The sequence below is a fragment of the Micromonospora sp. NPDC048905 genome (genome assembly GCF_040649655.1).
Taxonomy (GTDB): domain Bacteria; phylum Actinomycetota; class Actinomycetes; order Mycobacteriales; family Micromonosporaceae; genus Micromonospora.
Genome location: NZ_JBEZFV010000002.1, coordinates 128,658 through 152,534, shown reverse-complemented (window position 1 = coordinate 152,534; position 23,877 = coordinate 128,658). Strand labels below are relative to the sequence as shown.

Below are 23,877 nucleotides of genomic sequence, written 5' to 3'. Positions count from 1 at the left end.
CGGTAGCGCCGCCCGGTCAAGTGTCTGCGACGGCACGACGTTTTCCCAGCTCGCCGGCACCAGCATCAAGTCCATGACATACCGCTTCACCACCCCAGTGAAAGCCTCGGCCGCGACCGGCCGGACCGCGGAGGTCTACCGGCAGATGTCGGACGACTTCGTCGGGCCACTGCCCACCTTCCAGGTGCTCGCCGCCGTGCCGGAGGTGCTGGCCGCGACCTGGGCACTGATGCGCGAGGCCCTGCTCGCCGGGGACGCGTCCCGGGTCGAGCGCGAACTCGTCGCGGCGGCGGTGTCCCAAGCCAACCGCTGTCAGTTCTGTGTCGACGCCCATGCGATGCTGCTGCACGCGCTGGGCGAGCCGAAGCTCGCCGAGGCCGTCGTCCGGGACGGGACACCGACCGGGGCACGGCATGCCGAGCTCGTCGGTTGGGCGCGGGCGAGCCGCAGCCCCAGGGCCACCGGCTGGACCAGCCCGTACCGCCCGGAGATCACCGGCACCCTGCTCGCCTTCCACGTCATCAACCGGATCGTGTCCGCGTTGCTCGAACCCGACCTGCTCCCCGGCGGACTGCAACGCTCCCCAGTGGTGCGGTCGGTCGGCGGCTGGCTCGCCGCCAGGGCGGCCCGGGAACCGAAGGAACCCGGCCGAAGTCTCGCGCTCCTGGACGCCGGCACGACGGCGTCACCCGGTTGGGCGGGGGACAGCCCGGTCGGCGTCGCGTATGCGGCCCTGACGGACGCCGCCGGGCGCGGCGGGGACCTGCTGGGCGACGTGGCACGCCAGACCGTCACGGCCACCGTGCGGTGGGAGGACGGGCGGTTCCCGGCCCGGCCCGCGGACTGGGCCGTCGACCTGGTCCGGGACGTACCGGGTGCCGACCGCGTCGGTACGCGGATCGCCCTGCTGGCGGCGTTCGCGCCCAGCGCGATAAGCGTCGGTGACGTCGCTCTCTGGCGGCTCTCCCATCCCGCCGACGCCGACCTCGTGCGGCTTGTCGCGTTCGGGGCGATCACCGCCACCGAGCACATCGCCCAGGCACTGACCTCGACGCACCCTCTGGGAGACCACCATGCGTAAGGCATTCGTCATCAGCAGCGCCCTGTTGCTCGTCTCCTTCGTCCTGCAGTTCCTCTTCGCCGCCGTGGGCGGGTTCGCCAGACCCGGGGGCGACGACGCGTACGTTCTGCACAGCGTCAACGGCATGGCGGTCATCCCGGCCCTCACCCTGCTCACCGCGCTGTGCGCGGCACTGGCCAGGGCGTCGGGCCGGCTCATCGGGTTGGCGCTTCTGCCGATCGGTCTGGTCGTCGTGCAGGCGCTCCTCGCCATGATCGCCAACGCGGCCACCGACGCCGCGGGCGTCAGCACCCCGCTCGGCCCGATCATCGCTGGGCTGCACGCCCTCAACGGGATCATCGCGGTACACGTCGTGGTCGCCGTCCTCCAGGGGGCACGGAAGCTGTCCGACCCTGAGTCGGCCGACTCCACCGGCGCCGTCGTCCGCAGCGGAGAGCCGGCATGACCACCGGCTCGCTGCTCGCGGTCGATCTCGTGCTCGCGGTCCTCGTGACCGCCGGTTGGCTGGGCGGCGCGGCCGGCGGCCGGCAGTCCGCTGTGGCGGGACTCGTTCGACGTCCGGCCGGGGAGGTGTGGGAGGTGGCGTTCCGGGCTGACAACCCGGGGGTGTGGGCCAACCACTGCCACAACCTGGCGCACGCCGACGCCGGCATGACGACGCACCTCAGGTACTCGTGATCCGCCGGGCGGCACCGGGGATCGAAGGTTGTGAGTTCAAGGTTGAGGGTATGGGAGCGCTCCCGTAACATACCTGTCGCGGCCTGTTAACGCTCACAAACGCGACCGCGCCAGCGACCGCCGCCAATGCATGGCCGCCGTCCCCTCAGGAAGGTGCTCTATGACCAGATCCAGATTCACCAATGTCGGTCTGGCGTCGGCCGGCGTTGCCCTGCTCGTGTCGGCGACGGTTGTCGCGGCGCTGCCGGCCGGTGCCGCAGCGGCCGGCTGTTCGGTCAACTACGCCGTCTCGTCGCAGTGGCAGGGCGGCTTCGGCGCCAACGTGGCGATCACCAACCTGGGTGATCCGGTGACAAGTTGGACGTTGACGTGGTCGTACGCGGCCGGGCAGACCGTCACTCAGTCGTGGAACACGTCGCTGACGCAGAGCGGCTCCGCGGTCACCGCGAGGAACGTGAGCTACAACGGCTCGATCGGCACCAACGCCACGGTGTCGTTCGGTTTCAACGGATCGTGGACGGGCAGCAACCCCGCGCCGACAAGCTTCGCCCTGAACGGCGTGACGTGCGGTGATGGCACGCCGCCGACGACCCCGCCGCCGACGAGCCCGCCCCCGACGAGCCCGCCGCCGACCACTCCGCCACCCACGACGCCGCCTCCGACGACCCCGCCGCCCACCCCGTGCGACCTTCCCTCGACGTACCGCTGGTCGTCGAGTGGCGTGTTGGCGACTCCGAAGTCGGGTTGGGTGTCGCTCAAGGACTTCACCGTCGCGCCCTACAACGGCCAGCAGTTGGTCTACGCCACCACGCACGACTTCGGGGACCGCTGGGGTTCGATGAACTTCAGCCTCTTCAACAACTACTCGCAGATGGCCTCGGCCACCCAGACCGGGATGAACTCGGGGACCGTCGCGCCGTCGTTGTTCTACTTCGCGCCGAAGAACATCTGGGTGCTCGCCTACCAGTGGGGTGGACCGGCGTTCTCGTACCGGACCTCGACCAACCCGACCAACCCGAACGGCTGGTCGGCGCCGCAGACGCTGTTCACCGGGAGCATCACCGGTTCGGGCACGGGGCCGATCGACCAGGCGCTCATCGCCGACGACACGAACATGTACCTGTTCTTCGCCGGCGACAACGGCAAGATCTACCGGGCCAGCATGCCGATCGGGAACTTCCCCGGCAACTTCGGCAGCAGTTACACGACCATCATGAGTGACACACAGAACAACCTGTTCGAGGCTCCGCAGGTCTACAAGCTGAAGGGTCTGAACAAGTACCTCATGATCGTCGAGGCGATCGGCTCGACCGGCCGCTACTTCCGCTCGTTCACGGCGACCAGCCTCAACGGTACGTGGACGCCGCAGGCCGCGACGCAGAGCAACCCGTTCGCCGGCAAGGTCAACAGTGGTGCCACCTGGACCAACGACATCAGCCACGGTGAGCTGCTGCGCACCAACGCCGACCAGACGATGACGGTCGACGCCTGCAACCTCCAGTTGCTCTACCAGGGTCGTTCCCCCAGCTCCGACGGCGTCGACTACGGCCTCCTGCCGTACCGGCCGGGTCTGCTCACCCTCCAGCGCTGACACTCCTGATCCCGGGCGGGCTCGGCGAAACGCCGAGCCCGCCCACCCCGTCCGCCGGCACGGGCGCGAAACGCCGAAGTCTTCATGAGGGGCGGACGCTGACGGGAGAGTTTGGGATGATGCGCCGGTCTACCTGCGACATCACCTGAGCTGAAGGGATTCCCCGCGATGGCAAAGGTCATCTCCACACTGTTCATCTCGGCCGACGGGGTGGCCGAGATCGACCCCGACTGGCACTTCCCGTACTTCGACGAGAACATGGGCCGCGCCGTCACCGAGGACTACGAGACCGCCGACGTGCTGCTGATCGGCCGGGAGACCTACGACAGCTTCGCCGGCGCCTGGCCCGAGCGTGAGGCCGCGGGCGGGGAGGACGCACCGTTCGCCAAGCAACTCGGGGACGTGCGCAAGGTCGTCGTGTCGCGCCAACCGCTGGAGTTCTCCTGGCGCAACTCCGAGCTGATCGCCGGTGACCTCGTCGGTGCCGTCACGTCGCTCAAGGCCGATGACGGGGTACGCGGCATCCTCGTCCCCGGGTCCATCTCCGTCGTGCAGCAGCTGCTGGCCGCGGGGCTCGTCGACGAGCTGCGCCTGCTGGTGCATCCGGTGGCGGCGCGGAAGGGCCGCAAGCTGTTCGACGAGGGTGACACGGCGTACCACCTGCGGGTGGTGGCGACCGAGGCGTTTCCGACGGGCGTGCTGCGCGTGATCTACGCGCCGGCTGCGGCACCGGGGAAGGCCGGCTACGACGACGTCAGGGACCAGGTGCCGGCCGGGCAGTAGCCACCGTCGCGGGAACGTCGTAGGCCCGTGTGACGATCGTCGTCGTGACTGGATGGACACACAACGACCGCCCCGAGGGCGCCCGGTTCCTGACCGATCGGATCCCCGAGCCGGGGCGCACCGCGATCGAGGACGCGCTCTGGGCCTGGATCGTTCGGGGGGTGACCGACGCCGACGAGTTCGTCCACGTCTTCGACGACGAGGACGAGCGTTGCGGCGCTACCGGCGAGGAGCTCGCCGCGGCGTACACGAAGGCGTTGGCTGCTCGGCAGGAGCAGAAGCGGGGGTGGGGTGAGGTGCGCGGCAATCTCACCCGCGCCTTCGCCGAGCTCAACGAGTTGGGTGTGGTTGCCCGGGAGGACTTCGGCTGTTGTGGCAGCTGCGCGAGCGCCGAGATCGATGACGAGTGTGACGAGTCCCGGCACTGGCACGGCTATCTCTTCTACCACCAGCAGGACACCGGGTGGTTGGTCGCCAGCGAGGACGGGGAGGTCTACCTCGGCTACGGCGCCTACCCGACTGTCGGCTTCGACGAGGCCGCCTTCGCCGAGCTGCCGGAGGCCGAGCAGCAGGCCAGCTACCGGGCCGACCTGGATCACCTGCTGGACGACATCGTGTTCCCGGTGCTGCGCAGGCACGGCATGCGGGTCGAGTGGGATCGCGACCCCGCCCGGCGGATCCGGGTCACCGGCGCCCAGTGGTACGCGCCCCTGGTCTGAGCACCACCGCGCCATCCCACACCTCGGAACGTCAATTAATGAGGGTCATCAATATTGACGTTCGTCGTCGTCGGCGACAGGATCTCGGCACCACCACCCCCGTGATCCCTCTGGGAGGCGTCATGACCCGTCCCCGCCTGCCCCGCCTGCGGGCAGCCACCCGGCTGGCCGCACTCACCCTGGCCGCCGCCGGCGTGCTGCTCACCGTCGCCACACCCGCCAGCGCCGCCGTCCCCGCCGGCCGGTACGTCGCGCTCGGCGACTCGTACACCTCAGGTCCGCTCATCCCCACCCAGGTCGACCTGAACTGTCTGCGCTCCAACCGCAACTACCCGTCACTGGTGGCCGCAGCCGCGGGCTCGTCGTCGTTCGCCGACGTGAGCTGCTCCGGCGCCACCACCGACGACATCCTCTACGGGGGCAGCGGCGCGTTGGGCGGCACGCTGCCACCGCAGCTCAGCGCGGTCACCTCCACCACGGCCCTGGTGACGGTGCAGATCGGCGGCAACGACATCGGCTTCTCCGGCATCATCGGCGAATGCGCGGAGGCGAGCCTCAGCAGCCCCCTCGGGTCACCGTGCAAGAACCGCTACACCGCCGGAGGCGTCGACCAGTTGCAGGCACGGATCACCGCCGCCACGCCGAAGGTGACGGCCGTGTTGCAGGCGGTCCGGCAGGCCGCGCCGAACGCGCGGGTCGTGGTCCTCGGGTACCCGGCGATTCTGCCGGACAGCGGTTACGGCTGCTGGCCGGTCGTTCCGATCGCCTACCAGGACGTGCCGTACCTGCGCGGCGTCGAGAAGTCGCTGAACGCGATGCTGGCGAGCACGGCGACCGCCAACGGCGCCACCTACGCCGACGTCTACGCCCCGTCCATCGGGCGCGACGCGTGCAAGAGCAGCGGCACCCGGTGGATCGAGGGGCTGGTGCCACAGAACTCGGCCGCCCCCTTCCACCCGAACGCCCGAGGTGAACAGGGCATGGCAACCGCCCTGCTCAACAGACTGAACAGCTGACCGCTCGAAACCGGGCGACCCGGCCCCGTCGCGCCGCGACGGGGCCGGCGTCGGCGATCGGGTGCTTGGGATCGGCGGATCCGGGGTACCGGAGGTCTCATGCCGGATATGGGGCAACTCGTCGGAGACCGTTACCGCCTGGTCGAAAGCATCGCCAGCGGCGGTATGGGGGACGTCTGGCGGGCCGTCGACGAAACCCTGGACCGCTGTGTGGCGGTCAAGATGCTGCAGGCCCGGTTGGTCAGCGACGCCGGCTTCGGCGAGCGGTTCCGCCGCGAGGCGCGCGCGATGGCGGCCCTGCGTCACCCCGGTGTCGCCCAGGTCTACGACTACGGCGAGGTGTCCCGGTCCGGAGAGCCGGTCCTCGCCTACATCGTGATGGAGTGTGTGCAGGGGCAACCCCTGTCGGAGCGGATCGCCGAGGTCGGCCGGCTGGACGTGGCCGAGACGATGTCGATCGTCGCGCAGACCGCCCGTGCCCTCCAGGCCGCCCATGACGCCGGGGTCGTCCATCGTGACGTCAAACCCAACAACCTGATCATTGAGCCGGACGGGCACGTCGTACTCGTTGATTTCGGGGTTGCCGTGACCTCGGAGGCGGCGAGCCTGACCGGGACGAACCAGGTCGTCGGCACCGCCCTGTACATGGCACCGGAGCAGGTCTCGAAGAACGAGACGACGCCGGCGATCGACATCTACGCGCTGGGGGCGGTCGCCTACCACTGCCTCGCCGGTCGGCCCCCGCACCAGGGCGAGAACGCCGTCGCGGTGGCACTGCGGCACCTGGAGGAGGAACCCGCGCCGCTGCCCGACGGCATCCCGGCGGCGGTCCGGCGGTTGGTGGCCACCGCGATGGCCAAGGACCCCTCCCGCCGATTCCCGTCGGCGGCGGACCTGGCCATCGCGGCGCAGCCCTTCGCGGGCGCCTCCGCGGAGGTGCTCCGGGCCGCCACCGAGGTGACGGCGATCCAGGCCGGTGTGGCACACCCGGCCGTGCGGCGGCCCGGTGTCGGTGCCGCGCCGAGTCGGGCGACCGGCCCTGGACCTCGGACGCTCGCGGTGCTGTTCGGCGCGTTGGCCGCCGGGGCTGCCGTACTGGTGCTCGCCGATCCCACCGGGATGATGTCCGGCCCGACCGGGCGACCCTCGACGCCTCCCGCGGTGCCGCGCTCGGTGGCGCCGCAGGGAGACCCCGGCCCCGGTGGCGGCGGTGGCCAACCGGCCACGAACAGTTCCGCCGGCGTGCCGGTTCGCGCCTCCGGATCTCCGACCCCGACGGCCTCCCGTCCCGCCGGCGCGGGGCCGGCAGGGCAGTCCGCACCGCCAGCCGACAGCGGGGTGGATGCCTCCACCCCCGCCACGTCCGAGAGCGCCGACGCGGAACCGACGGCGGATCCGACGGACGGACCGACGGCGGCACCGACGAAGGAGTCGACGGGCAAGCCGACGGAGGAGTCGACCGGCGGGCCGGCGGAAGAGTCGACGCAGGGGCCGACGGAGGACCCGTCCGGGGAAGCCGGGGAGGACCCGTCCGAGGGACCGACGGTGGGGGAGTCGGCAGCCGGCGGCACCACGGCGCCGCAGGGCTGACCGACGACGGCCATCGATCCCGCCGCCCGGCCCCACGTGGTACCCGGACGCGGACTGGCGTGGCGGCCGGAGCCGCCACGCCAGTGGTGTGCTGTCAGACTCTGATCAGGCTCAACTGGTACGGCAGGTGACCGTCGGCCAGTTCCAGTTGCCGTTGGCCATGACCGTTATCCCGAAGTTGTTGCCGTTGCCGTTCGGTGTCGCGGTGACGGTGCCGCTGGTGCCGCTGACCGAGGCGTTCCAGCTGTTCTGGATGCTCTGGCCGCCGCCCAGGCCGAGGCTGACGACCCAGTTGTTGGTGCCGCTGACCGCGACGTTGAGGTTGAACCGGTCACCCCACTGCTGACCGGCGGAGATCGTCGCGTTGCAGTTGCCGGTCCCCGGGTTGCCGGTGGTGGGTCCCGAGGTCGGGTTGCTGCCCCCGCCCTCCCGGACGGTGATGTCGGAGCTGCCGCTGCTCTGGTAGCCCTCGGTGGCCATGACCTGGTAGCTGTGGTTGGTGCCGAGGTTCAGGCCGGCGCGGGCCCAGGCGTCGAAGTGGTTGGCGGTGGTGATGGTGCCACTCGAACGCTTCTGCTGGCGGACGCTCCAGAACTGGTAGAACGTCTGGTTGCCGTCGATCGACGGGGCGTTGACCCGCTGGCTGCGAAGGATGTCGTACGTGCCGCCGTCAGTGGTGACCGTGCCCATCCGGGTGGCGCCGCTGCTCGGGTTGTAGCTGCCGAAGTTCTCCACCACGTAGTACTCGATGAGCGGGTTGCGCGTCCATCCGTACAGGGCGAGGTAGGTGTTGTTGTTGCCCGGGTTGTAGGTGCCCGAGTAGCTGACCGTCCGTCGGTTGCCGGTGGCCCAACCCTTGCCGCCGACCCAGTTGTTGGTGCTCCGGTCCCAACTGCTGGAGTATCGGCCGTCGGCGCGCAGCGTCATGCTGGCGTTGCCGCTGTCCTTCCAGAACGAGAAGTAGTACCCGTTGTGGGTGCCGGTGAGGCTCGAGGTGAGGGTCCGGTCGGCCTCGGCGTACGCGTTGGTGGCCGTCATCGTGCCGGTGACGGCCAGGACGACGGAGCATGCGGCGCCGAGAAGCAGCCGCATGCGGCCGCGCCTTCTCGGTGTGGTGTGGCTGGTGTCGGTCATGTAACTGTGCCTCCTGGTGACGGCTGGCGGGGGCCAGCAGTGCGGTACGGCCCGCGGGGTGTGTCGGTGGCCTGGGACGGCCCTCCGCGTCGTACCGCGTGGTGGTGCCGGTCGTTCTTCGCGACGACCGGAGGAGTGGGTCGCGGTGACTGTGCTGACGGCGATTGAGCCCCGTCGATGGCGACCGTATTTACCAGGCCGTCGACTTGTCAACAATTTTCGGAAACACAGCCGCAACCTCGCGGTGACCGAAGGTCTGCTGCGGACCGATGTCTAACCAGGTCAGTAATCGATCAGAAGCCCTGGTTCCCGTGGCTGAGTGGCACTGACCGAAGAGGCTGCCGGAAGCGGTGTTCGGAAACTTCCGGAGACTTTCCGGACCCCAATCGGTCCGGCGGTCGACAGGTGCCGAGCCGGCCGGGCACCCGGTCAGCCCCGGCGGGCGTTGAGCCGGGCGGCCTGGCGGGTCAGGTGGTCGCGCTCGGGCAGGTTGGACGCCTTCCGGGCCGCCTCGGCGTACAGCCGGGCGGCCGTCGCCACACTGCCGTCGCGCTCGTGCAGGTACGCGGCGACCGCCGTGAACCGGGGCAGCGCGTCGTCCAGCGCCGCGAGCGCCGCGAGACCGGCGCGCGGGCCGTCGGCCTCACCGACGGCCACCGCGCGATTGAGCCGGACGATCGGGCTGTCGGTCAGCCGCGCGAGTTCGTCGTACCACTCGACGATCTGCACCCAGTCGGTCTCCTCGGCGGTGGGCGCGTCGGCGTGCAGGGCCGCGATGGCGGCCTGGGCCTGGAACTCGCCCAGTCGGTCGCGGGCGAGTGCCGCCTGGAGGATCTCGACGCCCTCGGCGATCGACGCGGTGTTCCATCGGCCGCGGTCCTGCTCGGCCAGCGGCACCAGGTTGCCGTCGGGTCCCGTCCGGGCGGCGCGGCGGGCGTGGTGCAGCAGCATGAGGGCGAGGAGCCCCGCCACCTCGGGGTGATCGATGGCGGCCGCGAGCTGCCGGGTGAGCCGGATCGCCTCGGCGGCGAGGTCGACGTCGCCGGAGTAGCCCTCGTTGAAGACCAGGTAGAGGACGCGCAGCACCGTGGCGACGTCGCCGGGCTGGTCGAAGCGCACCCCGGAGACGGTGCGTTTGGCCCGGCTGATGCGCTGCGCCATGGTCGCCTCCGGCACCAGGTAGGCCTGGGCGATCTGGCGGGTGGTCAGCCCGCCCACGGCGCGCAGCGTGAGCGCGACCGCGGACGCCGGGGTCAGCGACGGGTGGGCGCACAGGAAGTAGAGCTGGAGCGTGTCGTCCACCGCCGGGGTGGGGCCGGGTGGGGGCTCCTCGTCGACGAGGTCCTCACGCCGACGGCGGGCCGCGTCCGCCCGGGTCGCGTCGAGGAACCGGCGCCAGGCCACGGTGACCAACCAGCCCTTCGGGTCCCGTGGCGGCTCGACCGCCCAGACGCGGACCGCCTCCACCAGCGCGTCCTGGACGGCGTCCTCGGCCGCCGCGAAGTCGGCTCCGCGGCGGACGAGGACCCCGAGCACGCTCGGCGTGAGACTCCGGATCAGCGCCTCGTTCACTCCGTGATGGTGGGCGGCTCGGTCAGGAACGGGCGCAGCTCGAGCCACTCGTGGATCGGCCTGCCGTCCTTGCCGGGGGCGGCGGACAGCTCCCCGGCAAGCTCGACGGCGCGTTCGTAGCTGTCGACGTCGATCGTCATCCAGCCGGCGATGAGGTCCTTGGTCTCGGCGAAGGGGCCGTCGGTGACCGGCGGGCGACCCTCGCCGTCGTAGCGAACCCAGGCGCCCTCGGGGGCGAGGGCCTGGCCGTCGACGAACTCGCCGGTCTGCTCGAGCCGTGCCGCGAAGTCCCGCATGTACGTCACGTGCGCCGTGATCTCCTCCGGCGTCCACTGGTCCATGGGTACGTCGTTGACCGCGGTCGGGCCGCCGCGGTAGTGCTTGAGCAGCAGGTACTTCGCCATCGTGTTCTCCTCGGTGCGGGTGCGGGTACGGCCGTTCGTGGCCACGTGCACCCCGGGGACGGAGCCGGTCGGCGGTTCTCGACACGGCCGCCCGGACTATTTTTACTCTCGCCGCGCAGCGCGGCGGAAATCGGTCGACACGGCGGCGCGGAAACCGGCGGAAACTTGATTGGTTCCAGAATAGTGGGCTAGTGTCGCCGGGTGATGGTCGACTTCGAGGCGCAACTGCGGGCCGCCTCGCTGCGCGTCACCCGGCCCCGACTGGCGGTGCTCGCGGCGTTGCGCGATCACCCGCACATCGGCACGGACGCGGTGATCGCGCTGGTTCGGGCGGATCATCCCACGGTCTCCCACCAAGCGGTGTACGACGTGCTGCGCGTGCTCACCGACGCTGGTCTGGTGCGGCGCATCCAGCCGGCCGGCGCGACCGCCCGCTACGAGTCCCGGGTCGCGGACAACCACCACCATGTCGTGTGCCGCTCCTGCGGCGCGATCGCCGACGTCGAGTGCGCCGTCGGTCACGCCCCCTGTCTCACCGCCTCGGTCGACCACGGTTTCGTGATCGACGAGGCGGAGGTCGTCTACTGGGGCATCTGTCCCGACTGCGCGACCGAACGCATGCCCCAGAGATCCGCAAGCTCGGAAGGAAGTACATGAGCGACACCCAGGACAACGGCCCCACCAGTGCGCAGGGCGTGGACCAGAAGGCAGCCGCGGGTTGCCCGGTCGCGCACGACTCGGTGACCGCGCACGGCAGCGAGAGCGAGAACCCGGCGATCGACTCGCCGACTCCGAAGACCGGCGGTCGTCCGCGCACCAACCGGGACTGGTGGCCCAACCAGCTCGACCTCTCGGTGTTGCACGCCCACTCGTCCAAGGGCAACCCGCTGGGGGAGAACTTCAGCTACGCCAAGGAGTTCGCCAAGCTCGACGTCGAGGCCCTCAAGCGCGACATCACCGAGGTCCTCACCACCTCGCAGGAGTGGTGGCCGGCTGACTTCGGCCACTACGGCGGCCTGATGATCCGGATGAGCTGGCACGCCGCCGGCACGTACCGCATCGAGGACGGCCGCGGTGGAGCCGGAGACGGTGGGCAGCGTTTCGCGCCGCTGAACAGCTGGCCGGACAACGCCAACCTGGACAAGGCCCGGCGGTTGCTGTGGCCGGTCAAGCAGAAGTACGGCCAGCAGATCTCCTGGGCCGACCTGCTCGTGCTCGCCGGCAACGTGGCCCTGGAGTCGATGGGCTTCAAGACCTTCGGCTTCGGCTTCGGTCGTGAGGACGTCTGGGAGCCCGAGGAGATCTTCTGGGGTCCGGAGGACACCTGGCTGGGCGACGAGCGCTACGCCTCCGAGAAGGAGATGGCGGCCGGCGTCGGCTCGACCGAGATGGGTCTGATCTACGTCAACCCGGAGGGCCCGCGCGGTAACGCGGACCCGGCCGCGGCGGCGCACTTCATCCGCGAGACCTTCGGCCGGATGGCCATGAACGACGAGGAGACCGTCGCTCTCATCGCCGGTGGTCACACCTTCGGCAAGACCCACGGTGCCGCCGTCGCCGACAACCACGTCGGCCCGGAGCCCGAGGGCGCCCCGCTGGAGTCGCAGGGCCTGGGCTGGCTGAGCACCCACGGCAGCGGCAAGGGCGCCGACACGATCACCAGCGGTCTCGAGGTGACGTGGACCGACGTGCCCACGCAGTGGAGCAACCGCTTCTTCGAGATCCTGTTCGGCTACGAGTGGGAGCTCACCACCAGCCCGGGTGGCGCGAAGCAGTGGGTCGCCAAGGACGCCGAGGCGATCATCCCGGACCCGTTCGACCCGGCGAAGAAGCACCGGCCGACGATGCTCACGACCGACCTGTCGCTGCGCGTCGACCCGGCGTACGAGAAGATCTCGCGTCGCTTCCTGGAGAACCCCGACCAGTTCGCGCTGGCCTTCGCCAAGGCGTGGTACAAGCTGTTGCACCGCGACATGGGTCCGATCGAGCGTTTCCTCGGGCCGTGGGTGGCCGAGCCGCAGCTCTGGCAGGACCCGGTGCCGGCCGTCGACCACGAGCTCGTGGGTGACGCCGACGTTTCCGCGCTCAAGGCGAAGGTCCTGGACTCCGGTCTGACGACCGCTCAGCTGGTCTCCACCGCCTGGGCGTCCGCCGCGAGCTTCCGCCACACCGACAAGCGCGGTGGCGCCAACGGCGCGCGGATCCGTCTCGAGCCGCAGCGCAGCTGGGAGGTCAACCAGCCGGAGCAGCTGGCGACCGTCCTGACCACCCTGGAGGGCATCCAGCGGGACTTCAACGCCGCCGGCGGCGCGAAGATCTCGCTCGCCGACCTGATCGTGCTGGCCGGTTCGGCAGCCGTCGAGAAGGCGGCGCGGGACGCCGGTGTCGAGGTGACCGTGCCGTTCCGGCCGGGCCGCACCGACGCCACCCAGGAGCAGACCGACACGGAGTCGTTCCGGGTCCTCGAGCCCCGGGCCGACGGCTTCCGCAACTACCTGCGGTCGGGCGAGAAGACCCAGCCGGAGGTGCTCCTCATCGACCGTGCCTACATGCTCAACCTGACCGCGCCGGAGATGACGGTCCTCGTCGGCGGTCTGCGGTCGCTGGGCGCCAACACCGGCGGCAGCCAGCACGGCGTCCTCACCGACCGGCCGGGCGTGCTCAGCAACGACTTCTTCGCCAACCTGCTCTCCCCGGGCACCCGGTGGAGCGTGTCGAAGTCCGACGAGCACGTGTACGAGATCCGTGACCTGGCCACCGACGAGGTGAAGTGGACCGCCACCGCGGTTGACCTCATCTTCGGGTCCAACTCGCAGCTGCGCGCGCTCGCGGAGGTCTACGCCAGCCAGGACGCCCGCGACAAGTTCGTGGCCGACTTCGTGGCCGCCTGGACCAAGGTCATGGAGCTGGACCGGTTCGACATCGCCTGACAGTCGGACACCGACGGGCCCCGCCGATCGCCATCGGCCGGGGCCCGTCGGGCTCTGGGCGGCGTCACCGCCACCTCGATGCCGGCGGCCCTATCGACGGGCGTCACGTGTGGCGGCTAACCTGTGGCCCCACAGACCATCGATGTGAGGAGATGCGATGGCGCGCCGCACCGGCCGGCCCTCCTACCTGTCCGACAACCCCGATGTGCGTCGCCGCCGGGCCACGCGCCTCGTGGCGGTCACCGGGGCGATCGCACTGGTCACCGCCCTGGTGGGTGGACTGATCGGCTACCAGGTGGGCCGTCCGGACGCCACCGAGGCGTCCATCGCGAGCATCAAACAGGCCGACGCGAAGCGGGACGCGCAGCAGATCGTGCAGCTGACGGAGACGGCCCGCACGGTCAGCGGCCAGGTGGCTCCCGTCCTGACCGCCCTCAAGGCGGACACGGCAGCCGGGCGGGCACCGGATCCGGCGCAGGCCCGGCGGTGGCAGGAGACCATGCGGGAAGCCGCCAAGCCGTTCGCCGACCCACCGTCGGGCAGCACCGCCACGAACGTGGCGCGCGGCGGGCTGCGCGGGGCGATCCAGCAGGCCGGCCTGGCCGTCGACTCCTACGCGCTGGCGGCCAGCGTGCCGGCGGCACAACGCGCCGCCCTGTTGGACCTCACCGCGCGGCAGGCGGCCGAGGCCGTGACGATCTGGTCGGTCGCCGCGACCCAGCTCGACCAGGTGAGCGTCGATGCCGGCCACGGCCATCAACACGTGTTCCTCAGCACAGATCCCGACGGCGGGGCCTTCACTCCGGACGGCGCGCCCGAGGGCACCGGCGGCTGACGCCTCGTTGCTGCCCGGGTGTCGGATTCTCCAACCGCCGATGCTCGCCCCACCGGCCGAACGACCCCGGCGCGATCTGGGCCTGACTCGCCGAATCAGGTACCGTCGCCTGTCTCAAGTCTCAGCACCAACCTGGCTTCCGGTGACCGGCGAGCCGAACCGGAGGGACACAGCAGTGAGGTTCCAGAGCGTTGTTCGGCAGGCCGGACTCGTCGTGGCGGTCGCCGCCCTCGCCGTAACCGCGGGATGCGCCAAGAAGGACGACAGTGAGGTCCAGGCGAGCGGGGTCAAGCTGGTCGAGGCGGGCAAGCTGACCGTCTGCACCCACCTGCCGTACCCGCCGTTCCAGTCCAAGGACGCCAGCGGCACGGTGACCGGCTTCGACGTCGAGATCATGGACCTGGTGGCCAAGGACCTGGGCGTGCAGCAGACGATCATCGACACCCCGTTCGAGGGGATCAAGTCCGGTCAGGACCTGAACACCGGCAAGTGCGACGCGGCGGCCGCCGGCATGACGATCACCGCGGAGCGGCAGAAGGTGATGAACTTCTCCGACCCGTACTTCGACGCCACCCAGGCGATGCTGGTGAAGACCGGCAAGACCTACAAGACGCTCGACGACCTCAGGGGCAAGAAGCTCGGCGTCCAGGCGGCCACCACCGGTCGGGACTACGCCAAGAAGTTCGAGGCGGAGAAGGGTCTCAAGCTCGTCGAGTTCGAGGACCTCGCCGCCGAGCAGCAGGCCGTCGCCAACGGCCAGGTCGAGGCGGCCATCAACGACCTGCCGGTCTGGAGCGAGTACCTCAAGAAGAACCCGGGCGGGTTCCAGGTGGCCGCCGAGTTCGACACCGGTGAGCAGTACGGCTTCTCGGTGAAGAAGGACGGCAACCCGGAGCTGCTCAAGAAGATCAACGAGGCGCTGGCCAAGGCCAAGCAGGACGGCACCTATGACACGATCTACGAGAAGTGGATCGGCAAGCGGCCGAGCGCCTGATCGAAGCTCCCCCCAGCAGGGCACGCGAACCGCGTGCCCTGCGCGTCGGTAAACCTCCGGGAAGGCAACGAGCGAACGTGAAGCTGCGACGCCGCCAGCGGGAGCGGTTGTCCCTCGGGCTCCAGTACCTGGTCTTCATCGCCGTCATCGCCGCGGTGCTCTTCGCCGCGGACTGGGACAGGTTGGCCGACGCGTTCTTCCGCGTCGACATCATCAAGTCGATGTTCCCGACGATCATCACCGTCGCGCTGCGCAACACCGTCCTGTACACGCTTGGCGCGTTCGCCTTCGGCCTCGTGTTCGGCACCGTCCTCGCGCTGATGCGGCTGTCCCGGGTCGCGCCGTACCGCTGGGTGGCGACGGCGTACATCGAGCTCTTCCGGGGTCTGCCCGCGCTGCTGGTGCTCTTCCTCGTCGGGTACGGCATCCCGATCGCCTTTCCGGAGCGGGAGATCCCGGGCGGGGTGTTCGGCTCGATCGCGATCGGTCTCGGCCTGACCGCCGCGGCGTACATGGCGGAGACCATCCGGGCCGGCATCCAGGCGGTCCCCAAGGGGCAGATGGAGGCGGCCCGTACCCTCGGCATGTCGCACTTCACCGCCATGCGCACGATCGTCATCCCGCAGGCGTTCCGGATCGTGATCCCACCGCTGACCAACGAACTCATCCTGCTCACCAAGGACTCGTCGCTGGCCTACGTGCTGGGCGTGACGGCGCAGACCATCGAGATCACGAAGTTCGGTCGGGACATGCTCAACGACCGGGTGAACGCGACCCCGCTGCTGGTGGCCGGTCTCGCCTACCTGATCATCACCCTGCCGCTGTCCCAGGTGGTACGCCGCCTCGAACTCCGCTACGCCAAGGCCCGGTGACCCGTATGACGAGCACTGCTCCCCGCCCGGCCGTCGAGATCCGCGACCTGCACAAGTCCTTCGGGTCCCTCGAGGTGCTCAAGGGCATCGACTTCGAGGTCGGCCAGGGCGAGGTGGTCTGCGTGATCGGGCCGTCCGGGTCCGGTAAGTCGACGCTGCTGCGCTGCGTCGACCTGTTGGAGGAGCCCACGGCCGGCCGGATCTGGGTCAACGGGGTCGAGATGACCGATCCGGACGTCGAGGTCGACGCGGTGCGCCGCGGCATCGGCATGGTCTTCCAGGCGTTCAACCTGTTCCCGCACCTGACCGTGCTGAACAACCTCACCATCGCCCAGCGGCGGGTGCTGCGGCGCGGCCGGGCCGAGGCGGAGCGCGTCGCCCGGGCCAACCTGGACCGCGTCGGGCTGACCGACAAGGCCGACGCGTTCCCGGCGCAACTCTCCGGCGGACAGCAGCAGCGGGCGGCGATCGCCCGGTCGCTGTCGATGGAACCGAAGCTGATGCTCTTCGACGAGCCGACCTCCGCGCTCGACCCGGAGTTGGTCGGCGACGTGCTCACCGTCATGCGCAAGCTGGCCGAGGACGGCATGACGATGATGGTGGTGACGCACGAGATGGCGTTCGCCCGCGACGTCGCCGACCGGGTCGTGTTCATGGACGGGGGCGTGGTGGTCGAGCAGGGGCCGCCGCAGGAGGTGCTCGGCAACCCGAAGCACGAGCGGACCCGTGCGTTCCTCTCCCGGGTCCTCGATCCGACCCGTGTCGCGCAGCTCGGTCAGCCCGACCAGGCGCCGGAGCCGCCGCAGGCGTCGGGCCTGCCGGCGGACGACCGCCGTCAGCTCTGACGATCCCTCCCGTACGTCTGTCCGCCGGGCCGCCTCATCGCTGAGGCGGCCCGGCGTCGTTCTGTGCGCCGTCGGATGGGCGACGGCAGGTCAGGATCATGTCAATCGAAAGACGTCGTAATGTCAAGGTAATCTTTTTGCAACCAGACCTGGACTTTCGTCGATGGACTACATAAGTTGCAGACATCCACCGAAAGCTCTGAGTCTTCCGAGCAAAGTCCGCGACGAGCCTCACCTCAGTCGTGCTGCCGCCCCCGTGCTCGGCGGTCGTTGCACCCTGTCCTCGTCGCGTCTTCGCCCGGTCGGGAACGGAGACCCATGGACGACCATGCCGTTGGCTCCCAACGTCATCTGTCCCGCAGATCCCTGATCGCCACCGGGGCGCTCGCCGCCGGTGCGCTGGGGGCAGCCGCCCCCGCGATCGGCACCGCGTTCGGCCCCAGCCCCGCACGGGCCGCCGCTGGTGTCACGAAGAAGGTCACCATCTACGCCGAGCAGTTGCCCGGCGGCCTGTTCGGCTACGGCCTGGCGCCCGGCCAGGCCACCGTGCCAGGTCCGCTCCTGGAGATGTACGAGGGTGACACCCTGGAGATCACCCTGGTCAACACCACGAACCAGCGGCTCTCCATCCACCCGCACGGGGTGGACTACAGCACCGAGTCGGACGGCAGCCCGTTGAACGCCTCGTTCAACAACCCGGGCGAGACGCGGACGTACGTCTGGCGCTCGCGGGAGATGGTCGCCGCGGCGGGCCGGCGGTTCATGCCGGGCAGCGCCGGCTACTGGCACTACCACGACCACGCCATGGGCACCGACCACGGCACCGCAGGCGTGGCCAAGGGGCTGTACGGCGCGCTCATCGTCCGCCGGCGGGGCGACATCCTGCCGGAGAAGCAGTTCACCGTCGTGTTCCACGACATGTCGATCAACAACCGGATGGCACCGGAGACGCCCATGTTCGAGGCGAACCTGGGCCAGCGGGTGGAGTGGATCGCCATCGGGCACGGCAACCTGTTCCACACCTTCCACCTGCATGCCCACCGCTGGGCGGACAACCGCACCGGAATGCTGGAGGGGCCGGCCGACCCGAGCCTGGTCATCGACAACAAGGACCTCAATCCGGGCAGTTCGTTCGGCTTCCAGGTGCTGGCGGGGGAGGGAGTCGGACCGGGGGCGTGGATGTACCACTGCCACGTGCAGAACCACTCGGACGGCGGCATGGCCGGGATCTTCCTGGTGCGCAACGCCGACGGCAGCATGCCGCCGGGCGCCGAGGAGGCGATCCACCGGTTCCAGGGCCACACCCACACGCACGGAAGCTGACCCAACCGAAAGTGGGGACGGGGATGACCAGACAACCACGACGAGTCCTTGCCGCGATAGCGGCCTTCACGGCACTGATCCCGGCATCGACGGCGGCAGCCGCACCGGGAGCGGCGGCCGCGCCACGACCGGCAGCCGCCCCGCAGGCGGCGCAGCAGACAGCGGTCCTCGTGTTCCATGGCCCGGCGGCCGAGCAGCAGGACCCGGTGGCGCGCGCGGTCGACACCATCAAACAGCTTGGTGCCGGTCATGACATCGATGTCACGGCCACCACGGATCCCGGTGTCTTCACCGCGGCCGGGCTGTCGGCGTACCGCAGCGTGGTCTTTCTCTCCGCGACGGGCGCCGCGCTCAACCGCGACCAGGAGTCGGCGCTACAGGGCTACCTGAAGGCCGGCGGCGGGTTCGTCGGCATCGCCGACGCCGCCCGCGCCCAGGTCGACTCGGCCTGGTTCACCGGCCTGATCGGCACCCGCCCGGCGGGCGCCATTCCGGCGGCCGAGCCGGTGGCGGCGGTGACCGCCAGCGGCGAGAACCCGCCGACCGAGACCAAGGAGAAGCTGACCGACGGCGACGCCAACACCAAGTGGCTGGTCCGCACCCCGACGGCCTGGGTGGCGTACCAACTGGCCGCGCCCAAGCGGATCACCGGGTACGCGTTGACGTCGGCCAACGACTTCGTCGGGCGGGACCCGAAGGACTGGACCCTGCAGGGTTCCACCGACGGGCAGAACTGGTCCGATCTGGACCGACGCACCGGGCAGACCTTCGGGGACCGGTTGCAGACCCGCCGGTTCGACATCGCCACGCCGCAGGAGTTCAGCCGCTACCGGTTGAACATCACCGCGAACAGCGGTGAGCCGCTGATCCAGCTCGCCGATCTGCGCCTGTTCACCGGCAGCACCAGCACGCCCGAGCCGCCCGCGGTGAACCGCGCGGTGGTCGACATCCTGGACCGGAAACACCCGGCCACGGCGTCACTGCCGTTGACCGTCACCCGCTCCGACCGCTGGGAGAACTGGGACCCGAACCCGATCGGCACGGTGCACACGCTCGCCCAGGTCGAGGAGCGGCACTACAACCCGGGGCCGGCCGCCAACGGCGCCTTCCACCCGGTGTCCTGGTGCCGGGACTACGACGGTGGCCGGTCGTTCTACACCGGCATGGGCCACACCGAGGGCAGCTACGGTGAGGAGGCGTTCCGCGCCCACCTCGCCGGGGCGCTCAACTGGACCACCGGCCGCGTACGCGGCGACTGCCAGGCCACCATCGCCGCGAACTACAAGGTGGAGCGACTCACCGCGGCCAACCAGACCGGGCAGCTGGACCAGATCGGCGAGCCGCACGGGCTCACCATCGCGCCGGACGGCACGGTCTTCTACGTCGGCAAGGCGGCGTGCCCGAGCGGACCGATCGCGGACTGGAACGACCCGAAGGTCGGCCTGGGCTGCGGCACCATCCACTCCTGGGACCCGCGGACCAAGCAGGCCAAGCTGCTCACCACCCTGGAGGTGATGGGCAACCGGGGCAGCGGCTCCGAGCTGGTGAAGAACGAGGAGGGCCTGCTCGGCATCGTGCCCGACCCCGCGTTCGCCGAGAACGGCTGGCTCTACGTCTACTGGATGCCGCACGAGTCGATCGACCGGGTCAAGCGGGTCGGGCAGCGGATCGTCTCCCGGTTCACCTACGACCGGCAGGCGCAGACCATCGACCAGGCGACCCGCAAGGACCTGTTGCAGTTCCCCGTGCAGATCCACAGCTGCTGCCACGCCGGCGGCGGGATGGCGTTCGACGCGAAGGGCAACCTCTACGTCGGCTCCGGCGACAACAACTCCTCCGAGGGATCCCAGGGCTACTCCGGCAACAACTGGACCCAGGAGTACCAGGGCATCTCCTTCCAGGACGCCCGCCGTACCTCGGGCAACACCAACGACCTCGCTGGCAAGATCATCCGGATCCACCCGGAGGCCGACGGCACGTACACCATCCCGGAGGGCAACCTCTTCCCGCCGGGCACCGAGAAGACCCGCCCGGAGATCTACGTGATGGGCGTGCGCAACATCGCCCGCCTGCAGATCGACCCGGAGCACCAGTGGCTGACCGCCGGCTGGGTCGGCCCGGACGCCTCGTCGCCCAGCCCCACACTCGGCCCGGCCAAGTACGAGACCGCCACCATCATCACCTCGGCCGGCAACCAGGGATGGCCCTACTGCATGGGCAACCGACAGCCGTACCGGGACCGCAGCAGCACCGACGCGAGCGTGCTGACCGGCTGGTACGACTGCGACAACCTGAAGAACGAGTCCCCGCGTAACACCGGCCTGGTGGACATCCCGGCGGCCCGGGACAACATGATCTGGTATTCGCCGGACGGCGGCGGCCCGGTCTTCCCGAAGCGCACCGACGGCAGCGACCTGCCCACCTACGTGGCGGCCGACGCCACCTACACGCAGCCGTACCTGCGCGGCGGCGGGCAGGCCATCATGTCCGGCCCGACCTACCACCGCGACCGGGTCGACCCGAACAGCACCGTGGCGTGGCCGGCGTACTGGGACGAGAAGTGGTTCATCGGCGACCAGTCGAACGCCGCCAACCGGGTCGCGGTGACCGTCGACCCGGCCGGCGTACCGACGGCCACGCCACCGGTCTACGCCGAGACGCTGCGCGCCATCATCCCGAGCGGTAACGGCGACACCCGGCTGCAGAGCTGGATGGACGCCAAGTTCGGCCCGGACGGCGCGCTCTACCTGCTGGACTACGGAGGCGGGTTCTTCAGCCTGCACCCCAACCAGAAGCTGATCCGGATCACCTACGCCGGCGGCGCGCCCACCCCGGCACCGGCGGCGACCTCGGTGGCCGTACAGAACAAGCCCCTGACCATCGCCTTCGACGGCGCGCGCTCCGGCGGCGTCAGCCACCGGTGGGAGTTCGGCGACGGCGCCACGTCCACCGAGGTGAACCCCCGGCACACGTACGCCAAGGTCGGCACCTACACCGCGAAGCTCACCGTCACGTACGCCGACGGCGAGAAGGCGACGGTGCAGACCACTGTCACGGTGGGCTGCGCGGTGCCGGACGACCGGCAGAACGTGTGGCTCGGCGACACGGACACCGGGGTGCCCAGCCGCACGGTCGGGCAGGGCTGCACGGTCAACGACCTGATCGACGACGAGAGCACCTGGGCCGACCACAACAGTTTCGTGCGCCACGTGACCACGGTGACCCGTGCGCTGCAGGACGACGGTCTGCTCAACGCCCGCGAGAGCGGCACGCTGACCCGGCTGGCCGCCGCGTCCGAGATCGGGCGCACCGGACACACCGGGTACGAGCCGCTCTTCGACGGCACCGCCGAGTCGCTGCGCGGCTGGCAGCAGGCCCCGACGGGATCGTTCAGCATCCAGCCGGACGGGTCGCTGCGCTCCAGTGGCGGCCTGGGCATGCTCTGGCACACCAAGGAGCTGGGCGACTTCTCGCTGAAGCTGCAGTTCCGGGACATCGCGCCGGGCACCGGACGGGCCAACACCGGAGTCTTCGTCCGGTTCCCGGACCTGCGAACCCCTCTCGACCAGCGGCCACCGGACAGTTGCGGCACGGTCGGGTCGGCCCGGACCTCGCCGGCCTGGATGGCGATCTACTGCGGACACGAGATCCAGATCTACGACGGGGAGACCGGTGAGCCGCAGAAGACCGGTTCGGTCTACAACTTCGACTCGGTGCCGCTCGCCCAGGCCGGCGTCACCCCGAAGAACGTGTGGAACGACTACGAGATCCGCGTGGTCGGCCAGCACTACACGATGATCCGCAACGGCGTGGTGATCAACGAGTTCGACAACACGCCGGGCAAGCAGTCCTCCCGTGCCGGCGATCCGCCGACCGATCTGCGGCAGTTCCTGCGCGGCTTCATCGGTCTGCAGAACCACGGTGACAACGACCTGGCCGAGTTCCGCAACATCCGCGCGCGGGAACTCTAGGAGAAACGATGACCCGACGACTCACGGCCGCGCTGTCGGCGCTCCTGCTCACGGTGATCCCGTTTGCCGCGCCGCCCGCCAGCGCCGCCCCGCGTGTCGCCGCGGACCAGGTGTTGACCTGGACCGCCGACGACAACACCACCCGCTACAAGTCCGTCCCCGCCCAGGCGGTGGCCGGCGCGACAACAATCATCTGGGAGAACAGCGCGGCCACCGGCAACACCACCGGGATGCCGCACACGCTGACCTTCGACACCAGCACCGAGGGCTACAACCACGACGTCACGCTCAACATCCTGGCCAACCCGTTCGACGCCAACGATGGCCGCCACCAGGCGACGGTGAACCTGACGCCGGGCCGGTACCGCTACTTCTGCGCGATCCCGGGCCACAGCCAGATGGTCGGCGAACTCGTCGTCACCGACGGCGGAGGCGGCGGCGACACCACGGCGCCGACCGTCGACGCCGTCGTCTCGGGCGACCGCGACGCCGACGGCAACTACCTCGGCGCGGCCACGGTGACCGTCACGGCCACCGACACCGACTCCGGTGTGGACACCATCGAGTACCAGGTCGACGACACCAGCTTCCAGCCGTACACCCAACCGGTGCCGGTGACCGCGGTCGGCGACCACTCGGTGCAGTTCCGGGCCACCGACCAGGCCGGCAACACCAGCGCGGTCGGCTCGGTGTCGTTCCGCATCGTCGAGCCGACCGAGGAGGACACCACCGCGCCGGTGGTCACGGCCGCGCCGGCCGGCGAGCAGGACGGCGACGGCAACTACCTCGGTACGGCCACCGTCACGCTGACCGCCACCGATGCCGGGTCCGGTGTCGCCACCATCGAGTACGCGCTGGACGGCGGAGCCTTCACCGCGTACACGGCTCCGGTCGTCGTGACCACGGTGGGCATGCACATGCTGCACTACCGGGCGACCGACGTCGCGGGGAACACGTCGGCCGAGCAGATGGCCCACTTCACCGTCGTGGAGCCGCAGGCCGAGGACACCACCCCACCCACTGTCGCCGCCACGGTGGCCGGTGACCGGAACGACGACGGCGCGTACGTCGGCGGCGCGACAGTCACCGTCACCGCCACCGATGACGGCTCGGGGGTGGCGTCGATCGAGTACGCCCTCGACGGCGGTGGCTGGACCGCGTACGGCAGCCCGGTCGTCGTCCGGACCGTCGGCGCGCACACCCTGCGGTACCGGGCGACCGACACCGCGGGGAACGCCGCCGCCGAGCAGTCCACCACGTTCACGGTGGTGGCCGACGGCAGCGACGGCTGTCCCGCCTCGGACACCCGGGCCACCGTGATCATCGACGGTGACGACACCGGAGTGGCGAACGTCGACACCGGCGACGGCTGCACCATCAACGATCTGATCGACGAACACGCCGACTACCCCGGTCACGCCGACTTCGTCCGGCACGTCGAAGCGGTCACCACCGCGCTCGTGACCGGCGGCACGCTCAACCGGCGACAGCAGGGCGCCATCGTCCGGGCCGCGGCCCGATCGGACGTCGGCGCATGAG

The 23,877-nt window shown here is 70.1% G+C and carries 20 protein-coding genes; 17 read left to right on the top strand and 3 right to left on the bottom strand.

Translation table 11 applies throughout. The annotated features are described in order from the left end of the window. Positions 1 to 73 precede the first annotated feature (73 nt). From AB0C01_RS05630 to AB0C01_RS05595, 8 genes are all read left to right on the top strand, one after another. Complete coding sequence (locus AB0C01_RS05630) at positions 74 to 1,081, top strand: carboxymuconolactone decarboxylase family protein (protein WP_357239853.1); 1,008 nt, start codon at positions 74 to 76, stop codon at positions 1,079 to 1,081. Continuing rightward, positions 1,074 to 1,526, top strand: a complete 453-nt coding sequence (locus tag AB0C01_RS05625) for a DUF6220 domain-containing protein (protein ID WP_357239850.1) — start codon at positions 1,074 to 1,076, stop codon at positions 1,524 to 1,526. The genes AB0C01_RS05630 and AB0C01_RS05625 overlap by 8 nt, the downstream gene beginning before the upstream one ends. Beyond that, positions 1,523 to 1,759 (top strand): multicopper oxidase domain-containing protein, encoded by a 237-nt coding sequence (locus AB0C01_RS05620; protein WP_357570337.1) that lies wholly within the window; start codon positions 1,523 to 1,525, stop codon positions 1,757 to 1,759. The genes AB0C01_RS05625 and AB0C01_RS05620 overlap by 4 nt, the downstream gene beginning before the upstream one ends. A 160-nt stretch (positions 1,760 to 1,919) precedes the next feature. Then, positions 1,920 to 3,350, top strand: a complete 1,431-nt coding sequence (locus AB0C01_RS05615) for a non-reducing end alpha-L-arabinofuranosidase family hydrolase (RefSeq protein WP_357570336.1) — start codon at positions 1,920 to 1,922, stop codon at positions 3,348 to 3,350. 168 nt (positions 3,351 to 3,518) lie between these two features. Further along, on the top strand, positions 3,519 to 4,133 hold the full coding sequence (locus AB0C01_RS05610) for a dihydrofolate reductase family protein (RefSeq protein WP_357239840.1): 615 nt from the start codon (positions 3,519 to 3,521) through the stop codon (positions 4,131 to 4,133). 44 nt (positions 4,134 to 4,177) lie between these two features. Next, complete coding sequence (locus AB0C01_RS05605; protein ID WP_357570335.1) at positions 4,178 to 4,852, top strand: hypothetical protein; 675 nt, start codon at positions 4,178 to 4,180, stop codon at positions 4,850 to 4,852. A 122-nt stretch (positions 4,853 to 4,974) separates the two neighbouring features. Further along, a complete protein-coding gene (locus AB0C01_RS05600) occupies positions 4,975 to 5,868 on the top strand; it encodes an SGNH/GDSL hydrolase family protein (protein WP_357570334.1) in 894 nt (297 codons plus the stop codon). Between the two features lie 99 nt (positions 5,869 to 5,967). After that, complete coding sequence (locus tag AB0C01_RS05595; RefSeq protein ID WP_357570333.1) at positions 5,968 to 7,458, top strand: protein kinase; 1,491 nt, start codon at positions 5,968 to 5,970, stop codon at positions 7,456 to 7,458. A gap of 111 nt (positions 7,459 to 7,569) precedes the next feature. Here AB0C01_RS05595 and AB0C01_RS05590 read toward each other — a convergent pair whose 3' ends face one another. The 3 genes from AB0C01_RS05590 to AB0C01_RS05580 form a co-directional block, all read right to left on the bottom strand. After that, positions 7,570 to 8,592, bottom strand: a complete 1,023-nt coding sequence (locus tag AB0C01_RS05590) for a glycoside hydrolase family 11 protein (protein WP_357239828.1) — start codon at positions 8,590 to 8,592, stop codon at positions 7,570 to 7,572. Between the two features lie 429 nt (positions 8,593 to 9,021). After that, entirely contained in the window at positions 9,022 to 10,164 is a 1,143-nt protein-coding gene (locus AB0C01_RS05585) for a sigma-70 family RNA polymerase sigma factor (RefSeq protein WP_357239825.1), read from the bottom strand. After that, a complete protein-coding gene (locus tag AB0C01_RS05580) occupies positions 10,161 to 10,568 on the bottom strand; it encodes a YciI family protein (protein WP_357240653.1) in 408 nt (135 codons plus the stop codon). Before AB0C01_RS05580 ends, AB0C01_RS05585 begins: the two co-directional genes overlap by 4 nt. 201 nt (positions 10,569 to 10,769) lie before the next feature. On the opposite strand from AB0C01_RS05580, the gene AB0C01_RS05575 reads away from it, so the two are divergent. From AB0C01_RS05575 to AB0C01_RS05535, 9 genes are all read left to right on the top strand, one after another. Then, complete coding sequence (locus AB0C01_RS05575; RefSeq protein WP_357239822.1) at positions 10,770 to 11,225, top strand: Fur family transcriptional regulator; 456 nt, start codon at positions 10,770 to 10,772, stop codon at positions 11,223 to 11,225. Beyond that, positions 11,222 to 13,498: a catalase/peroxidase HPI gene (gene katG / locus AB0C01_RS05570; RefSeq protein ID WP_357239819.1), complete on the top strand. Its 2,277-nt coding sequence runs from the start codon at positions 11,222 to 11,224 to the stop codon at positions 13,496 to 13,498. Before AB0C01_RS05575 ends, katG begins: the two co-directional genes overlap by 4 nt. Before the next feature lie 157 nt (positions 13,499 to 13,655). After that, positions 13,656 to 14,333 (top strand): hypothetical protein, encoded by a 678-nt coding sequence (locus AB0C01_RS05565; RefSeq protein ID WP_357239816.1) that lies wholly within the window; start codon positions 13,656 to 13,658, stop codon positions 14,331 to 14,333. 175 nt (positions 14,334 to 14,508) lie between these two features. After that, complete coding sequence (locus AB0C01_RS05560; RefSeq protein WP_357239813.1) at positions 14,509 to 15,327, top strand: basic amino acid ABC transporter substrate-binding protein; 819 nt, start codon at positions 14,509 to 14,511, stop codon at positions 15,325 to 15,327. Positions 15,328 to 15,404: 77 nt separating this feature from the next. Further along, complete coding sequence (locus AB0C01_RS05555) at positions 15,405 to 16,199, top strand: amino acid ABC transporter permease (protein ID WP_357239810.1); 795 nt, start codon at positions 15,405 to 15,407, stop codon at positions 16,197 to 16,199. Positions 16,200 to 16,204: 5 nt separating this feature from the next. Further along, positions 16,205 to 17,044, top strand: coding sequence for an amino acid ABC transporter ATP-binding protein (locus AB0C01_RS05550; protein ID WP_357239807.1), 840 nt, complete (start codon positions 16,205 to 16,207; stop codon positions 17,042 to 17,044). A gap of 318 nt (positions 17,045 to 17,362) precedes the next feature. Continuing rightward, positions 17,363 to 18,367 carry a multicopper oxidase domain-containing protein gene (locus AB0C01_RS05545; protein ID WP_357239804.1) on the top strand — a complete coding sequence of 335 codons (1,005 nt, stop codon included), beginning with the start codon at positions 17,363 to 17,365 and terminating at the stop codon, positions 18,365 to 18,367. A gap of 23 nt (positions 18,368 to 18,390) precedes the next feature. Then, positions 18,391 to 22,338, top strand: coding sequence for a ThuA domain-containing protein (locus AB0C01_RS05540; protein WP_357570332.1), 3,948 nt, complete (start codon positions 18,391 to 18,393; stop codon positions 22,336 to 22,338). Between the two features lie 8 nt (positions 22,339 to 22,346). After that, the gene (locus AB0C01_RS05535) at positions 22,347 to 23,876 is read left to right on the top strand and encodes a plastocyanin/azurin family copper-binding protein (protein WP_357239798.1); all 1,530 of its coding nucleotides are present in this window, start codon (positions 22,347 to 22,349) and stop codon (positions 23,874 to 23,876) included. The last annotated feature ends 1 nt before the right edge of the window (position 23,877 follow it).

Excerpts from the sequence above, each read along its gene's own strand:
- AB0C01_RS05580 (WP_357240653.1), bottom strand. The coding sequence starts at position 10,568 with ATGGCGAAGTACCTGCTGCTCAAGCACTACCGCGGCGGCCCGACCGCG.
- AB0C01_RS05620 (WP_357570337.1), top strand. The coding sequence starts at position 1,523 with ATGACCACCGGCTCGCTGCTCGCGGTCGATCTCGTGCTCGCGGTCCTC.
- AB0C01_RS05630 (WP_357239853.1), top strand. The coding sequence starts at position 74 with ATGACATACCGCTTCACCACCCCAGTGAAAGCCTCGGCCGCGACCGGC.
- AB0C01_RS05590 (WP_357239828.1), bottom strand. The coding sequence starts at position 8,592 with ATGACCGACACCAGCCACACCACACCGAGAAGGCGCGGCCGCATGCGG.
- AB0C01_RS05610 (WP_357239840.1), top strand. The coding sequence starts at position 3,519 with ATGGCAAAGGTCATCTCCACACTGTTCATCTCGGCCGACGGGGTGGCC.
- AB0C01_RS05540 (WP_357570332.1), top strand. The coding sequence starts at position 18,391 with ATGACCAGACAACCACGACGAGTCCTTGCCGCGATAGCGGCCTTCACG.
- katG (WP_357239819.1), top strand. The coding sequence starts at position 11,222 with ATGAGCGACACCCAGGACAACGGCCCCACCAGTGCGCAGGGCGTGGAC.
- AB0C01_RS05535 (WP_357239798.1), top strand. The coding sequence starts at position 22,347 with ATGACCCGACGACTCACGGCCGCGCTGTCGGCGCTCCTGCTCACGGTG.
- AB0C01_RS05550 (WP_357239807.1), top strand. The coding sequence starts at position 16,205 with ATGACGAGCACTGCTCCCCGCCCGGCCGTCGAGATCCGCGACCTGCAC.
- AB0C01_RS05600 (WP_357570334.1), top strand. The coding sequence starts at position 4,975 with ATGACCCGTCCCCGCCTGCCCCGCCTGCGGGCAGCCACCCGGCTGGCC.
- AB0C01_RS05545 (WP_357239804.1), top strand. The coding sequence starts at position 17,363 with ATGGACGACCATGCCGTTGGCTCCCAACGTCATCTGTCCCGCAGATCC.
- AB0C01_RS05625 (WP_357239850.1), top strand. The coding sequence starts at position 1,074 with ATGCGTAAGGCATTCGTCATCAGCAGCGCCCTGTTGCTCGTCTCCTTC.
- AB0C01_RS05565 (WP_357239816.1), top strand. The coding sequence starts at position 13,656 with ATGGCGCGCCGCACCGGCCGGCCCTCCTACCTGTCCGACAACCCCGAT.
- AB0C01_RS05595 (WP_357570333.1), top strand. The coding sequence starts at position 5,968 with ATGCCGGATATGGGGCAACTCGTCGGAGACCGTTACCGCCTGGTCGAA.
- AB0C01_RS05615 (WP_357570336.1), top strand. The coding sequence starts at position 1,920 with ATGACCAGATCCAGATTCACCAATGTCGGTCTGGCGTCGGCCGGCGTT.